This window comes from Mesorhizobium sp. BR1-1-13 (assembly GCF_020165515.1).
In the GTDB taxonomy this organism is placed as follows: Bacteria; Pseudomonadota; Alphaproteobacteria; order Rhizobiales; family Rhizobiaceae; genus Mesorhizobium.
Genome location: NZ_JAIUIH010000010.1, coordinates 13,779 through 28,968 on the forward strand (window position 1 = coordinate 13,779; position 15,190 = coordinate 28,968).

The window sequence follows — 15,190 nt, forward strand, 5'->3', positions numbered from 1 at the left end:
CGCGATTATCCATCACTGTTGAGGCGGAATCGCCTAAACAAGCCGAAGCAGATCCCCCGAGGTGACAAATGCCGCGTATTGCCTATGTGAACGGGCGCTACACCGCTCATGCCGATGCCGCTGTGCATATCGAAGACCGTGGCTACCAGTTCGCCGACGGCGTTTACGAGGTCTGCGAAGTGGCGCGCGGCTTCATCGTGGACATGCCGCGTCACCTTGCCCGGCTGAACCGTTCGCTGAGCGAGCTGTCGATCGGCTGGCCCGTCACCCCAGGCGTCCTGCCGCTCATCATGCGTGAAGTGGTCAATCGCAACCATGTCGTCAACGGCCTTGTTTACGTCCAGGTCACACGCGGCGTTGCCAGCCGCGACTTCGCCTTCCCCTCGGCTGATACCAAGCCGTCGCTGGTGATCACCGCCAGGAAGATGGATCCCGCTGCTGGGACCAAGCGGGCCGAGACCGGTATCGCCGTCATCACCGTGCCCGAGAATCGCTGGGATCGCGTCGACATCAAGAGCACCGGCCTGCTGCCCAATGTACTGGCCAAGCAGAAGGCCAAGGAAGCTGGCGCGCAGGAAGCCTGGTTCGTGGATACGGACGGTAACGTCAAGGAAGGCGGGTCGTCGAATGCCTGGATCGTCACCAGGGACGGCGTTCTGGTCACCAGGCCCGCCGAGCACGGTATTCTGCGCGGAATAACCCGCACCACCATGTTTGAAGTGGCGGCCAAGCTCGGACTCAAGATCGAGGAACGCGGCTTTTCCGTCGCCGAGGCCAAGGCGGCGAGGGAGGCTTTCATCAGTTCCGCGACCACGATCGCCATGCCGGTCGTGGCCATAGACGGCGATCCGATCGCCAACGGCCACCCCGGCTCGATAACACTTTCGTTGCGGCAAGCCTTTTTTGACATTGCGGAAAAAAGTCCAGCCTGATAACCGCACAGGTGGAATGAACATCAATATATCTCGTTCTGCTTGTCGTTACTGACGACAAGACGGTGTTTGTGCGCTTGACATGTGCCTGACAATTTGGCGCATTGGCCTGCAAACCGAAGGGGATCGGCGAAAGACAAGAACAATGGCGGAACGATCGCAAAACCTTCAGGACCTGTTCCTGAACTCTGTTCGCAAGAGCAAGAACCCGCTCACCATCTTTCTCATCAACGGCGTGAAGCTGACCGGCGTCGTCACTTCATTCGACAATTTCTGCGTCCTGCTGCGCCGCGACGGCCACTCCCAGCTCGTCTACAAGCACGCCATTTCCACGATCATGCCGAGCCAGCCGGTTCAGATGTTCGATGGCGAGGAAAGCCAGGGCGCCTGATTGGCACGTGAGAAGGACCCGGATCGCAGCGTTCGCGGAAAATCAGCACATCTGCCGGGGACGGAAGCTGAGGGTCCGACCCGGGCAGTTGTCATCGTGCCGGTGCTTACCCGCCAGCCGCGCGGCGAGGACGACACCAACCGTCCGCGGCTGACGCGCTCGGCCGAGGCCCGTCATGATGAAGCGGTCGGCCTTGCCCGCGCCATCGATCTCGATCTGATCCACACGGCCGTGGTTACCGTCAACGATCCACGTCCGGCGACCTTGCTCGGCAGCGGCAAGGTCGAGGAGTTGGCGCAGACCGTCAAGGAGGGGCACGCGGAGGTGGTCATCGTCGATCATCCGCTGACGCCGGTGCAGCAGCGCAACCTCGAGAAGGAATTCAACGCCAAGGTGCTGGACCGCACCGGGCTGATCCTCGAGATCTTCGGCGAGCGCGCCCGCACCAAGGAAGGCACGCTGCAGGTCGAGCTTGCGCATCTCAACTACCAGAAGGGCCGGCTGGTGCGCAGCTGGACCCACCTCGAACGCCAGCGCGGCGGTGCCGGCTTTCTCGGCGGCCCCGGCGAAACCCAGATCGAATCGGACCGGCGCGTCCTGCAGGACAAGATCGTCAAGCTGAAGCACGAGTTGGAGACGGTGCGCCGCACCCGCGACCTGCATCGTGCCAAGCGCAAGAAGGTGCCGTTTCCGGTGGTGGCCATCGTCGGCTACACCAATGCCGGAAAATCGACGCTGTTCAACAAGTTGACCGGGGCAGGGGTGCTGGCGCAGGACATGCTGTTCGCCACGCTCGATCCGACGCTGCGCCGCGTGCGGCTGCCGCACGGCACGCCGATCATCCTCTCGGATACGGTCGGCTTCATCTCGGACCTGCCGACGCATCTCATCGCGGCTTTCCGCGCCACGCTCGAAGAAGTGGTCGAGGCGGATCTCGTCATCCATTTGCGCGACATTTCCGATCCTGACACATCCGCCCAGGCCGAGGACGTCGAGCGCATCCTGGCCGACCTCGGCGTCGACGCCGGCGATACCAAGCGGGTCATCGAGGTCTGGAACAAGGTCGACCTGCTCGATGAAGGCAATCGCGCGCGGCTGCTTGCCGAGAGTACGGATGCCAAGGCGCCTCCCGTCGCCATATCGGCGGTCACGGGCGAAGGCATCGACGCGCTGAACGCGATCATAGAGACACGCATGTCCGGCGAACTCGAAGATCTGACGGTGACGATCGGGCCGGCGCAGTTCGGCCTTGTCGACTGGCTTTACCGCAATGGCGATGTCGTTTCGCGAACCGACAATGACGACGGCAGCGCCACCATCTCCCTCAAGGCCACGCAAAGTGCCCGCGAAGAGATCGAAAGCAGATTGCGTCGCAAGAATAACGGCTAACGCCAGTTATTTCGCGCTCTTCGCTTTCTGCCAGAGCGCTTCCATTTCGTCCAGATCAGCCTTTTCCAGCGAGCTGCCGGATTTCTCCAGGGCCTGCTCGACATAGTGGAAGCGCGAACGGAATTTCTCGTTGGTGCCGCTGAGCGCTGCTTCCGAATCGAGCTTCAGGTGACGGCCGAGATTCACGACGGCAAACAGCATGTCGCCGAATTCATCCTTGATCTCCGCGGTTTGGCCCTTGGCCAGCGCCTCGCGCAATTCGCCGATCTCTTCCTCGATCTTGTCGAGGATGGGCGCTGCCTCGCTCCAGTCGAAACCGACGCGGGCGGCCTTCTCCTGAAGTTTCAATGCCCGCGTCAATGCGGGCAGGGCGATCGGCACGCTGTCCAGAAACCCCTTGCCGTTGTCTTCCGGGTCGAGACCGCGCGCGAGACGGGCGCTACGCTTCTCGGCCTTCTCTTGTGCCTTGATCTTCTCCCACATGCCTTTGGCCATGCCGGCGCTGCGGGCCTGTTCGTCCCCGAAGACGTGTGGATGGCGGCGGATCATCTTCGTGGTGATGGCCTGGACCACGTCTCCGAAAGCGAACTCGCCGGCTTCCTCAGCCATCTGCGCGTGGTACACGACCTGCAAAAGGAGATCGCCGAGTTCGTCGCGCAGATCGTCCAGATCGCCGCGCGCGATGGCGTCGGCCACCTCATAGGCCTCCTCGATCGTGTAAGGCGCGATGGTCGAGAAATCCTGTTCGATATCCCACGGGCAGCCGGTCTTTGGTGCACGCAGCGCCGCCATGATCTCGATCAGGCGCGAAATGTCTTTCGATGGCTTCATGCGGCGGATGCTATCGCGCGGTCCGCGGCGCGGCCAATGCTGTCGGCAGGCGAAGCGGGCTTGTCCACAGTTGCGCCGAACAAGTCCGGTCAGTCGAGCACGGAAACGATCGCCTTGGCGAGCTTGTCCATGCCGTCTTCCGGCAGGCCGGCGACATTGATACGGCTGTCGCCGACCATGTAGACGCCATATTCCGCGCGCAGCCGTTCGACCTGCGCTTCCGTGAGCCCAAGCCGGGAAAACATGCCGCGATGGCTGGCGACGAAATCGAAGCGGTCGGAGTTGGACTGCCGGCGCAGCGCCTCGGCGAATTGCACCCGAAGCCTGAGCATGCGCAGGCGCATCTCCTCGAGCTCGGCTTCCCAGTCCGCGCGCAAGACCGCGTCCTCAAGCACGATGCGCACCGCCGCTGCGCCGTGGTCGGGCGGCATCGAATACATGGCACGAGCCGCCGACAGCATCTGGCCCAGCGCCACGTCGGCCTGCGCGCTGTCCCTGGCCAGGATCATCGCCGCGCCGACACGGTCGCGGTAGACGGCGAAGTTCTTCGAGCAGCTGGACGCGACGACCATTTCCGGAACCTTTTCGGCCAGCAGCCGCAGTCCGGCGGCATCGGCCTCGAGGCCATCGCCAAAGCCCTGATAGGCAATGTCGACAAACGGCAGCAGGCCGCGCTCGACGACGAGATCGGTGACAGTGGCCCACTGCGCGATGTCCAGATTGGCGCCGGTCGGGTTGTGGCAGCAGCCATGCAGCAGCACCACGTCGCCGCTCTTTGCGGTGCGCAGTGCTGCCAGCATGTCGTCGAAGCGAACGGCGCCCGACGTCGCGTCGAAATAGGGGTATTCACGGATTTGCAGCCCGGCGGCGCGCATCACCGGCATGTGGTTCGGCCAGGTGGGATCGGACAACCAGACCGTCGCATCGGCGCGGGTTCGCATCAAAAGCTCGGCCACCAGCCGCAACGCGCCGGAGCCGCCCGGCGCCTGCGCGGCACGGATCCGCGTCATGTCTGCACCCGGACCGAAGGCGAGCCTGGCCATCACGGTATTGAACCCGGTGTCGCCGGCGAGGCCGAGATAAGTCTTGGTGTCCTGACCCTGCAGCAGCCGCTTCTCCGCCTCGCGGACGGCCCGCATGACCGGCGTCTTGCCGTCGCGATCCTTGTAGACGCCGACACCAAGGTCGACCTTGTCGGGTCGAGGATCGGCGCGATAGAGGCCGATCAAGGCAAGGATCTTGTCGGCGGCGGCCGACTGAAGGTTTTCAAACATCTGCATGGTTCCGTTGGCGCGGCGGAGTGATACGCAAATCGAACCCCTTGCACCAGCGGTTTTAACTCGCGCCACCCCGAATCGCATAGCCTTGGCATCGCCGCGAGCTACGTCCGCGGCTGCATATGTGCGGCGTTTCGCGAAAAAATCTGCAGGGCCGGGATTAAAACCCCCACATGTTCCGTAAACAGGGCATGAAACGGTCGATGCCACGCTTCGATATCGTCGGACAACTCGGCTCGCTCAGGCGTTACGCGCGCTCGCTGACGCGCGACGGTGCCGATGCAGAGGATCTCGTGCATGACGCTCTTGTGCGTGCCTATGAGCGGCGCGGCACCTTCCGCTCGGGCGGAAATTTGCGCGCCTGGCTGCTGTCCATCGTTCATAACACGTTCGTAGACCGCATGCGCTCGCGACGTTCGGAAGCAGCGCGCCTCGAACAGGCTGGATACCTTGCGGACGCCAGCGCGCCAGCGCCGCAGGAGCATTCGGTGCGCCTGGGCCAGGTGCGCGATGCTTTTTTCAGCCTGCCCGAAGAACAGCGCTCGGCCCTGCATCTCGTTGCCATAGAGGGCCTTTCCTACAGCCAGGCGGCCGATGCCAGCGGCGTGCCGCTCGGAACGCTGATGTCGCGCATCGGCAGGGCGCGCGCCGCGCTTCGCGAGATGGAGGAGGGGGCTCCCGCGAAGGCGAAAAATCACCTCAGGATTGTCGGAGGCCCGTCATGACAGCAACTATCGACCCCGTGACGGACGCCGATCTCGACGCCTATGTCGACGATCAGCTCGATGTCTCGCGCCGCATCGAAGTCGAGGCCTTCCTCTCCGCCCGGCCGGAAGCGGCCGCGCGTGTAATGTCGGATCTCAGGATGCGGGACGAACTGCGCGTAGCGCTGGCCGGATCAGGGGGGATGGCGAGGCCGGTGACGACCGATGCCGCGCGGCGCCTGGAGAGGGGGCTTGCCCGGGGCCGCATCTTCGGCGTCTTGCAACGTGCCGCGGCGGTGGCCGCTTTCGTCGCCGCCGGCTGGCTGGCCAACGGCATCGTCGGGCCGATGTCGGTGACCAGGGTCGTCGCCTCGCCGCAGCCGCCCGCCTATGTCGACGAGGCGGTGCGCGCACACAGGACGACCCTTGTGCGCGAAAGCATGTCTTCGCAGGCCGAGGCGCCAAACTACAATGCCGGCGAAATCCGCGCGGCGACGGCCATCGTTATGCCATCCTTGCCCAAGGACTGGAAGGTCCGCGACGTGCAGGTCTATCCGTCGCGCTTTGGGCCCAGCGTCGAGATGGCGGTCGAGACCAAGGAGATGGGCCTGGTGTCGCTGTTCGCGATACGGCCGGGAACCTTCGACGTGGTCAAGCCGACGGTCGCGCCCTCGGGCGATATTTCCTCGGCCTATTTCCAGATCGGCGAGGTCGCCTATGCGGTGGTCGCGCAAGGCGAGGTCCATGACCTCGACCGCGCCGCCGAGACGCTTGCCAGAACGCTTTACTGATCCGTTCACAAAGGAGAATGCAAATGAACACGCCCAATCTGGGATACCGCGTCGGCACCGGCGCCCAAAGCGGCGCCCTCTACGACGAGGGCCTGCGCCAGCACATGCTGCGCGTCTACAACTATATGGGCCTCGGGCTCGTGGTGACCGGCCTCGTCGCCTTCATGGTGTCGTCGACGCCCGCGCTCTACGTGCCAATCTTTTCCAGCCCGCTGAAATGGGTGGTGATGCTGGCGCCGCTCGCCTTCGTCCTGCTGTTCTCGTTCAAGATGCAGACGATGTCGGCGGCAAGCGCGCAGGCGATGTTCTGGGCCTTCTGTGCGGTCATGGGTCTGTCGTTGGCTTCCGTCTTCCTGGTTTTCACCGGAACCAGCATCGCGCGCACCTTCTTCATCGCCGCCACCATGTTCGGCGCCACCAGCCTCTACGGCTACACGACCCGGCGTGACCTGACCCAGTTCTCGTCCTTCCTGATCATGGGCCTGATCGGCGTGGTGATTGCCAGCATCGTCAACATCTTCCTCGGCTCGACCGCTTTGCAGTTCGCCATCTCGGTGATCGGCATCGCCGTGTTCATCGGCCTGACTGCCTGGGACACGCAGTCGATCAAGGAACAGTATGCGGAGAACTTCGACGCGGAGTCGCGGCAGAAGCTGGCCGTTTTCGGCGCCTTCTCGCTCTACCTCAACTTCGTCAACATCTTCCAGCTGTTGCTGAACTTCACCGGCGAGCGGGAATAGTCCGAACCGTAGCAGGCAACATCTTGCATCTTGCCGTGGCCGGAGGGAAATCTCCGGCCACTCTTCATTTGAGACGGCGCCTGGCCCGCTTGTGCCATCGCACGTTCATCGTGACTATGTGAAAGCAATGCAAACCGCCGCCTTGAGTTCACGCCTGGCCATTTGCTAGCCTGCCGGCCAAGCAAAGACAAACCGCGAGAACATATGGCACAGGACAGCCAGACACTTCATGGCGACGGCATCTCGGCCGTTATAGTCGGGCAGGGGGCCGAACTGGTCTCGCTGCTGGATGCGAATGGGCTGGAACTTGTGTGGCAGGCCGGACCGGCCTGGCGCCGTCACGCGCCGGTCTTGTTCCCGATCGTCGGCAGATTGAAGGGCGATCAACTGCGCCACGGGGGCCGGACCTATCCGATGACGCAGCACGGCTTCGCCCGCGATAAGTCATTTGCCTGGGCGGAGAGGGGTTCTCGGTCCTGCATGCTGGTGCTCACCGACGACGCGGAGACCCGAACGCACTATCCCTTCGCCTTCCGTCTGGCGGTAACCTACACCCTCGACCGCCGGCGGCTCGATGTGACCTTCGAGATCACCAACACCGGTGATGAGACGCTGCCGGCGTCGATCGGAGCTCACCCGGCGTTCAACTGGCCGCTGCTGCCGGACCTGCCCAAGGAGGCTTACCGCCTGACCTTTGCACAGCCCGAGCCTGCGTCGATCCGCCGTCTCAAGGACGGGCTGCTGCTGACGGCGCGGCAGCCGACGCCCCTTGAGGGCAACGTTCTCGCGTTGGCGGATCGCCTGTTCGACGAGGATGCCGTGATCCTGGACCAGCCTGCCAGCACCGCCGTGCGCTATGGAGCCGATCGCGGTCCGGCGATCGAGATGCATTGGCACGGATTTCGGGAATTGGGCGTCTGGTCCAAGCCCGGCGGCGCGCCGTTCCTCTGCATCGAGCCTTGGTACGGCCTCGCCAGCCCGGTGGATTTCGATGGCGAATTCGTCGACAAGCCGGGAGTGATGCTGATCGAACCGGCCGGAAGGCGCGTGCTCGGCTATCGGATCGAACTTCAACCGCGGACGCATTAGCTGAAGGGCTGGCGCACCACGTTCATGGACGGTGGAGTTGGTCGTAAACATCCAGACCGCTTGTTTTGGAGGAATGCAGCATGGACCGATTCACTGGCGGTTGCCTGTGTGGCAACGTCCGAATTGTGGCGACCGGACGCCCGTACCGGGTTGGCCTTTGTCACTGCCTCGACTGCCGCAAGCATCATGGGGCTCTTTTTCACGCTTCCGCGATTTTCCCTCGGGAGGCGGTCACGATCGATGGCGAAACACGCGACTATGCCGGGCGGTTTTTCTGTCCGCGCTGCGGCTCGACCATTTTCGGCCGCACCGCCGACGAAATCGAAGTGAACCTGGGATCCCTGGATGCTCCTGACCAACTGGCGCCGACCTACGAAAGCTGGATCATCCGTCGCGAATCCTGGCTGCCGCCGTTTCCGCTCACGAGACGATATGAGCGCGATCGTGACGCCACGGGCCGCTTCGAGGAGTAGGCGGCACGAACGGCGGGAAGGCGCCGTGACGAGGGGACCGGCGGCGCCTCACTCCGGAAGACCGGCCTTGCGGAAGCCGTCGACGAAATGATCAAGCATCGCCGCATCGCGGAAGGGCTCCGTCCAGACCCAGTGGCTGGTGGTGAAATGCGGGTTGCCGACGAGGAACAGTTCGACCTCCGTGCGCGCCTCGTCGAGCCGGCCGAGCTGCGCGAGGCTGGCCGCCAGGAAGCGGCGTGAGCTCGTTCGGTAAGTCTCGTCCCGGCGCAACGTTTTGACGGCGGCCTCGTAGTCGCGCGCCGCATATTGCGCCGCGCCGAGCGTCAGATAATACCAGCTTGCCGGAAACGGGTTGAGCCTGAACGCCTTGCGGATCTGCTCGAGCCCCTCCTCGACCCGCCCGGCCAGCACGGAGATGTCGGACAACGTCGCCCAGGCATCGGCCTCGTTGGGGTCGAGCTCGAACGCCTTGGCGAACTCGGCATCCGCTTCGGCGAAGTCGCGCTCATAGGCGAGCAGGTTGCCGAGCACCCAGCGGCAGCCGGCGTCATTGGGATCGATCGCCACCGCTTTGCGCGCCAGATCCAGGGCCAGGCGACGGTTGGGTTCCACCGGCTCGCCCCAATGCACCCATCCCATCCAGTGGTTCATTGCAAGCCAGCGATAGGCCTCGGCGTATTCCGGATCGAGCGCGACCGCGCGCGTCAGCATCAGATGCGCCTCGCGCGCCGTCTGCGGTGAATCGTCTATCAGCTTGCGCGCCCGAACGCAGAGAGCGTAGGCCTCGAGACTCTTGGGCCGATTGCGCGGCGGCGGCGCGCGCAGCCGGCCGAGCAGCGCCTCCACGATCTTGGCCGTCACCTCGTCCTGAACGGCAAAGATATCGTCCAGCCCGCGATCGAAGCGTTCCGCCCACAGGTGATCGCTACTCACGGCGTCGACCAGCTGGGCGTTGATGCGCACGCGTCCCGCGGCACGTCTTGCGCTGCCCTCCAGGAGGTAGCGCACGCCAAGCTCCCGGGCGATCTCGCGCACGTCCATGGCCTTTCCCTTGTAGGCAAAGGTCGAGTTGCGCGCGATGACGAACAAGCCCGAGGCCCTGGACAGGTCGGTGATCAGGTCTTCGGTCAATCCGTCGGCGAAGGGCTCCTGCTCGGGGTCGTTGCTGAGATTGACGAAGGGCAGCACGGCTATCGAGGGCTTGTCGGGCAGCGGCAAAGCTTTACGCTTGGCGCTACCGAGGGATTCCACGATCCCGGCGAAGCGGTAGCCGACGCGCGGAACAGTGGCGATCCATTCCCCGCCGTCGGCGGGCGGACCAAGCAGCTTGCGCAGCTGCGCGATCTGGACGGTGAGATTGCCTTCCTCGACCGCTGTACCCGGCCATGCCGCATCCATCAGATCGGCCTTGTCGAGGACTTCGCCTGGCCGTTCGACGAGCGCCGTCAGCAGCTTGAGCCCACGGTAGCCGACGGCAACGGGCTCATCGTTCCGAAGCAGTGTTCCCGCATCCGGATCAAGCACAAACGGACCAAAGGCAAAGCGCGATCCCTGCATGAAGCGCATCTATAGCCCGTTTGGAACTTTTGAGAACTATTTGGGAGAGCTTAATTACGGCGCTGTTCGCATCCGGCACAATTCAACCTCTTTCAGGTCGAGGTCCCAAGTCTAGGACCCCACCCTCAAACCGTAGGAGGTTGCTATGAACGATACCCTTGCATCGACGCGGTGTCAGACCGCGCGGCCGAGGATGCCTGAGGGGCTGGCGGAAGCGTTGCGTCGGCACCTGACGACCCTGCGAAGCATTGTCGAAAGCTGGCACGATCGGAGCTGGCGCGAGCGGATACGCTTTCGCTGGGAGCTTGAGCGAATGTCGAAGGACAATCCCCATCTGATCGACGACATCGGATTGACGAAACGGCAGGTCGAGGCAGAGCTCGCAAAGCCCTTCTGGCGACGGTAAGCCGAATGCTGAGCAGATATCAGCAGTATAGGGTAGGGCGGATTTCAGACCTGCCGGGCGATGGTACCGATCACATTGATGACGAGCCGTGCGGCGGTCAGGGCCGACAGGCGTCGATATCCGGACGTAGAGCGGCTTCGATGCTATGGGCATGGACCTCGCGGGCGGTCACGAAGTGGCTGCCATAACGCAGGGCCGCTTCGACGTCGGTAAAGCGCGCGCTGCCAAGCGGGTGTTCGGCGAAGCGCTGCCGGCGCAGACCCTGGGAGACGCTGAGTTTCGTCTGCCGCCATTAATTGGCACGTTCAACTTCGCTGGAAGCAGTGATCCTGAACAAGGCGATCAGCCTAGTCGTGATGGCCACAGCGTTGCCGTTCAGGGCGCAGACAGTGCCCTTTGCCGACGTGGCGGCCCATTGGCCGGTCAGCCTCAAGGTGGGCAACACGTCTCAAATCGGAAACTCTCTACAAGATCGCCTCCAGCAGGAGACGGCGACCCGGTGCCCATTCAAGCAGCCGCTCTCCCGCATCAGCCTGCCATCTCCATAAGTCGCATAAGATAGATTATGGAACCGTAGCGTTGAGCTGATGCAGCGTATTGCCTTGATCTGTCCAGCAACGCTAGGCTGCGGCGATGACGGGTTCAAACCGAGCGATTGAGTCTGCCATCGAGGTGTTCGTGCACGGGCACAGCACCGGCAAGAGCCGTACCTTTCCTTACGAGACAAGTCGTGTCGGGTCGTTGTGGTTGATGCGCGATGCTGAGCGCAAGAACGCTCGCGATTACCGCAAGGAAGAATGGATCGCCTATCACGTCGATCCCGAGGACGTCGATGCGACTGCCCGGCAGCATGCGCGAGGAAGATTCAATGTCTGCGTCATGGTTGCGACAGCGGAGCCAGACGAGCCGACGCGAAGCGCATATAAGGCTCTCGGCTATCGGTTGCTCGGGACCGAAGGTTTCTTCATGCGGCGGATAAGCCAGATTCCGAGGCCGCCGCAGGCTGCCGTTTCGATCGAACGTGTGCAAACAGCCGAACTGGCGGTCCAGTTGGGAAAGATCACGCGCACACGGCCGATCCCGGACACTTTGCTTGGCGATGACGCTCCATTCCGCCAGTACGTGGCGATCGATGGAGAAGACATCGTCGGTCGCGTACGCAGCGTGGATGCTGTGGGCGCCACATGGTGCGCGGACATGTATGTCGAACCCTCGCACCGCCGCCGTGGCATCGGCCAGGCGCTTCTCTCAAGGATGTTGTGGGACGATCAGGCCCATGGTTCGAAGTCCTCCGTGCTGACGGCCACTCACACCGGGGCGCATCTGTACCCTCGTGTCGGTTATGAGCGGATTGGAACGCTGTTCATGTTCGCGCCAAAGAGTACGACGCCCCGATGAAGACCTCTTCCTATGATGCTGACTCATAAGGAATTTCAAGCGCCATGCCATCAAATGCGGGCTCGACATTTGCCGGAGTCTCAGCCATCACGGTAGCGTAGTCCAGCGGCCCATGCATATGGGTCAGCACGGCCCGTTTCGGAGCCAGCCGTTCGATCCATTCTAGCGCCTGGCCGAGCGACAGATGGCTCGGGTGTGTCCTGTATTGAAGCGCGTCCACGATCAGGACATCAAGATGACGCAGCCGCTCGGCGGTGGCAGCCGGAAAATCGCTGATGTCGGGGCAATAGGCTAGTCCGCCGATGCGGAAGCCGAGCGATATGATGTCGCCATGAACCTGCGGCAGCGGCTCGAGGGTGAGGGCACCGCCCTCGCCTTCGATCACGACGGGACCGGCGTGATCGATGATGTGGGCGTCGACGATCGGCGGATAGGAACTGCCTGGCGGCGTCTCGAAACAGTAGCCGAAGGCCTGGCGCAGCCGCAGCATCGTTGAATGGTCGGCATGGATATCAATCCGCTGCCGCTGGTCGAGCACGAAGCCGCGCAGGTCGTCGATGCCGTGGATGTGGTCGGCATGGGGATGCGTGTAGACGACGGCATCGATGCGTTTGACCGACGCCATCAGCATCTGCTGGCGGAAATCCGGCCCAGTGTCGATGACGACGGTGGTGCGGGCGCCGCTCGCGGCGATCCGCTCGACAAGGGCAGCCGTGCGCATGCGCTGATTTTTCGGATTTTGCGGATCGCAATTGCCCCAGTCGCCGGTGATGCGCGGCGTGCCGGGTGACGAGCCGCAGCCGAGAATGGTGAGGCGCAGCCGGTCTGTCATCGTTCAGGCGCTTTGCTCGGCGGGTCGCGGCATCTTGCCGAACAGCCGGAAGAAATTGTCGGTCGTCAAAGCCGCGATTTCACCTTCGCTGACGCCGACCGTCTCGGCCAGCACCCTGGCCGTGTGCACGACATAGGCGGGTTCATTGCGCTTGCCGCGAAATGGGATCGGCGCGAGGTATGGCGCATCGGTCTCCACCAGCAGCCGGTCATGCGGCAGGTCGGCGGCTATGGCGCGTATTTCGGCCGAATTCTTGAAGGTCAGGATGCCGGAAAAGGAAACATAGCCGCCCAGCGAGACGCCAACCTCGGCCAGCCTGCGTCCCGACGAAAAACAGTGCAGGACGAACGGGAAGGCGCCCTTCCCCGTTTCCTCCTCCAGAATATGAGCCATGTCGTCGTCGGCATCGCGCGAATGGATGACCAGCGGCAGGCGCGTCTCGCGGGCAGCGGCGATGTGGTTGCGCAAACCCTGCGCCTGCGCATCGCGGGGCGCCTTGTCATAGAAATAGTCGAGCCCGGCCTCGCCGATCGCCACCACTTTGGGATGGGCGGACAGGCGCACGAGATCCGCCGTCGTCACGTCAAGCTCTTCGGCCGCATTGTGCGGGTGGGTTCCGACGGAGCAGTATACTTCGTCGAAAGCGTCTGCGATTTCAAGTATTTGCTGAAATCGCTTCACGCGCGTGGAAATCGTTACCATGCGGCCGATCCCGGCGGCCAGGGCGCGGGCGACGATGGCCGCCCGCTCCTCGGCGAAGTCCGGAAAATCCAGATGGCAGTGGCTGTCGACGAGCATCAGCCGTTCGCTTCCGGCTGATCGACGTAACGCGGAAACACGCCTTCTGGCACAGGCAACGCTCTGCCCGGCACAAGCGCATGGTCGGCGTGGAGATGCACGAAATCGCGCTCGTCTGCCGGCACAGCCAGCAGGTCAAGCAGTTTCGCGGCCGATCCTGGAGTGAAGGGCTGGCACAGAATCGCCACGCGCCGCACCACTTCGGCCGTAGTCCACAATACCGTTTGCATGCGCTCGGGGTTGGTCTTCTTCAGCGCCCAGGGTTCCTGTCCGGCGAAATACCGGTCGGCTTCGGCCACCACGCCGAAGATCGATGCCAGCGCCAGATGGATGCCTTGCTCGGCCATTGCCTTGCGCGCGGCGGCAAGAGCGGCCGCCGCCTGATCGAGGATTGCCTTGTCGACATCGGTCAGCTCGCCGCGCGTCGGCACCACGCCGCCGCAGTTCTTGGCGATCATCGACAGCGAGCGCTGCGCCAGATTGCCGATGCCGTTGGCAAGGTCGGCATTGGTGCGGTTGACGATCGCTTCGTGGCTGTAGCTGCCGTCCTGGCCGAACGGCACCTCGCGCAGGAAGAAATAGCGCACCTGGTCGAGCCCGTAATGCTCTATCATGGTGAAGGGGTCGATGACGTTGCCGACCGATTTCGACATCTTCTCGCCGCGGTTGAACAGGAAGCCGTGGCCAAAGACGCGCTTCGGCAGCGGAATGCCTGCCGACATCAGGAAGGCCGGCCAGTAGACGGCGTGGAAACGCACGATGTCCTTGCCGATGATGTGCGCATCGGCCGGCCAGAATTTCCAATTATCAGCCTTTTCATCGGGATAGCCGACACCGGTAATGTAGTTTGTCAGCGCGTCGACCCAGACATACATCACGTGCTTCTCGTCTCCGGGCACCGGCACGCCCCAGTCGAACGTCGTGCGCGAGATCGACAGGTCCTTCAGTCCCGATCTGACGAAGCTCATCACTTCATTGCGCCGCTCGGCCGGGCCGATGAAATCCGGCTGGCCCTCGTAGAGCGCCAGCAGTTTGTCCTGATAAGCCGAGAGCCGGAAGAAATAGCTTTCCTCCTCGACCCATTCGACCGGCGTTCCTTGCGGGCCATAGCGGACATGGTCGGGACGAACCTCGGTTTCCTCCTCGCCGTAATAGGCTTCGTCGCGCACCGAGTACCAGCCGGCATAGCCGCCCTTGTAGATGTCGCCATTGGCGGCCATCGCCCTCCAGATCGCCTGAGATGCCGCGTAGTGCCGCTCTTCGGTGGTGCGGATGAAATCGTCGTTGGAAGCGTTGAGCGCGGTCGCCATGCGCTTGAACTCGGCCGAATTTCGGTCGGCCAGTTCGCGCGCCGAAATGTCTTCCTTCTTCGCCGTCTGCAGCATTTTGATGCCGTGTTCGTCGGTGCCGGTGAGAAAGAAGACCTGCTTGCCGTCGAGCCTCTGAAAGCGGGCCAGCGCATCGGTGGCGATCAATTCGTAGGCATGGCCGATATGCGGCTTGCCATTGGGGTAAGAGATCGCGGTCGTGACGTAGTATGTATCGCGTGACATGAATGAACCGTCATGAAGTCTGAATGGAA

16 protein-coding genes and 2 pseudogenes are annotated in these 15,190 nt (G+C 63.1%); 11 read left to right on the forward strand and 7 right to left on the reverse strand.

What is annotated here, in order from left to right:
• Positions 1-68: 68 nt before the first annotated feature.
• The 3 genes from LB533_RS21525 to hflX all read left to right on the forward strand — a co-directional run bounded on the left by LB533_RS21525 (position 69) and on the right by hflX (position 2,712).
• On the forward strand, positions 69-932 hold the full coding sequence (locus tag LB533_RS21525) for a D-amino-acid transaminase (RefSeq protein WP_140638084.1): 864 nt from the start codon (positions 69-71) through the stop codon (positions 930-932).
• A 145-nt stretch (positions 933-1,077) separates the two neighbouring features.
• Positions 1,078-1,323, forward strand: coding sequence for an RNA chaperone Hfq (hfq, locus tag LB533_RS21530; RefSeq protein WP_006202172.1), 246 nt, complete (start codon positions 1,078-1,080; stop codon positions 1,321-1,323).
• Entirely contained in the window at positions 1,324-2,712 is a 1,389-nt protein-coding gene (hflX, locus tag LB533_RS21535) for a GTPase HflX (protein WP_224678200.1), read from the forward strand. It abuts the gene before it with no gap.
• A 6-nt stretch (positions 2,713-2,718) separates the two neighbouring features.
• Here hflX and mazG read toward each other — a convergent pair whose 3' ends face one another.
• Positions 2,719-3,543, reverse strand: a complete 825-nt coding sequence (gene mazG / locus LB533_RS21540) for a nucleoside triphosphate pyrophosphohydrolase (protein WP_140638087.1) — start codon at positions 3,541-3,543, stop codon at positions 2,719-2,721.
• An 89-nt stretch (positions 3,544-3,632) separates the two neighbouring features.
• A complete protein-coding gene (locus tag LB533_RS21545; RefSeq protein ID WP_140638088.1) occupies positions 3,633-4,817 on the reverse strand; it encodes an aromatic amino acid transaminase in 1,185 nt (394 codons plus the stop codon).
• 194 nt (positions 4,818-5,011) lie between these two features.
• Between LB533_RS21545 and LB533_RS21550 the strand changes: the two genes are divergently transcribed.
• The 5 genes from LB533_RS21550 (at position 5,012) to LB533_RS21570 (ending at position 8,617) form a co-directional block, all read left to right on the forward strand.
• Positions 5,012-5,545 carry a sigma-70 family RNA polymerase sigma factor gene (locus LB533_RS21550; RefSeq protein WP_411908892.1) on the forward strand — a complete coding sequence of 178 codons (534 nt, stop codon included), beginning with the start codon at positions 5,012-5,014 and terminating at the stop codon, positions 5,543-5,545.
• On the forward strand, positions 5,542-6,315 hold the full coding sequence (locus LB533_RS21555; protein ID WP_224678201.1) for an anti-sigma factor family protein: 774 nt from the start codon (positions 5,542-5,544) through the stop codon (positions 6,313-6,315). Before LB533_RS21550 ends, LB533_RS21555 begins: the two co-directional genes overlap by 4 nt.
• Before the next feature lie 23 nt (positions 6,316-6,338).
• Entirely contained in the window at positions 6,339-7,055 is a 717-nt protein-coding gene (locus tag LB533_RS21560; RefSeq protein ID WP_140638091.1) for a Bax inhibitor-1/YccA family protein, read from the forward strand.
• A gap of 204 nt (positions 7,056-7,259) precedes the next feature.
• Entirely contained in the window at positions 7,260-8,144 is an 885-nt protein-coding gene (locus LB533_RS21565; protein WP_224678202.1) for an aldose 1-epimerase family protein, read from the forward strand.
• A gap of 80 nt (positions 8,145-8,224) precedes the next feature.
• Positions 8,225-8,617, forward strand: a complete 393-nt coding sequence (locus LB533_RS21570) for a GFA family protein (RefSeq protein ID WP_224678203.1) — start codon at positions 8,225-8,227, stop codon at positions 8,615-8,617.
• A 48-nt stretch (positions 8,618-8,665) separates the two neighbouring features.
• Here the strand turns inward: LB533_RS21570 and LB533_RS21575 are convergent, their stop codons facing one another.
• Entirely contained in the window at positions 8,666-10,183 is a 1,518-nt protein-coding gene (locus tag LB533_RS21575; RefSeq protein WP_224678204.1) for a winged helix-turn-helix domain-containing tetratricopeptide repeat protein, read from the reverse strand.
• A 136-nt stretch (positions 10,184-10,319) separates the two neighbouring features.
• Here LB533_RS21575 and LB533_RS21580 point away from each other — a divergent pair, with 136 nt between their 5' ends.
• Positions 10,320-10,580, forward strand: coding sequence for a DUF1127 domain-containing protein (locus tag LB533_RS21580; RefSeq protein ID WP_181169256.1), 261 nt, complete (start codon positions 10,320-10,322; stop codon positions 10,578-10,580).
• A 124-nt stretch (positions 10,581-10,704) separates the two neighbouring features.
• Here the strand turns inward: LB533_RS21580 and LB533_RS30210 are convergent.
• Positions 10,705-10,809, reverse strand: a pseudogene (locus LB533_RS30210) (agmatinase); the annotation flags it as partial.
• Between the two features lie 33 nt (positions 10,810-10,842).
• On the opposite strand from LB533_RS30210, the pseudogene LB533_RS21590 reads away from it, so the two are divergent.
• Positions 10,843-11,054, forward strand: a pseudogene (locus LB533_RS21590) (sulfite exporter TauE/SafE family protein); the annotation flags it as partial.
• Between the two features lie 159 nt (positions 11,055-11,213).
• Positions 11,214-11,978, forward strand: coding sequence for a GNAT family N-acetyltransferase (locus tag LB533_RS21595; RefSeq protein WP_224678205.1), 765 nt, complete (start codon positions 11,214-11,216; stop codon positions 11,976-11,978).
• 10 nt (positions 11,979-11,988) lie between these two features.
• Here LB533_RS21595 and LB533_RS21600 read toward each other — a convergent pair whose 3' ends face one another.
• From LB533_RS21600 to metG, 3 genes are read right to left on the reverse strand one after another with little or no spacing between them, the layout of a single operon-like run.
• Complete coding sequence (locus LB533_RS21600; RefSeq protein WP_224678206.1) at positions 11,989-12,810, reverse strand: MBL fold metallo-hydrolase; 822 nt, start codon at positions 12,808-12,810, stop codon at positions 11,989-11,991.
• A 3-nt stretch (positions 12,811-12,813) separates the two neighbouring features.
• On the reverse strand, positions 12,814-13,608 hold the full coding sequence (locus LB533_RS21605) for a TatD family hydrolase (protein ID WP_224678207.1): 795 nt from the start codon (positions 13,606-13,608) through the stop codon (positions 12,814-12,816).
• Positions 13,608-15,161: a methionine--tRNA ligase gene (gene metG, locus LB533_RS21610; protein WP_224678208.1), complete on the reverse strand. Its 1,554-nt coding sequence runs from the start codon at positions 15,159-15,161 to the stop codon at positions 13,608-13,610. Before metG ends, LB533_RS21605 begins: the two co-directional genes overlap by 1 nt.
• Positions 15,162-15,190 lie beyond the last annotated feature (29 nt).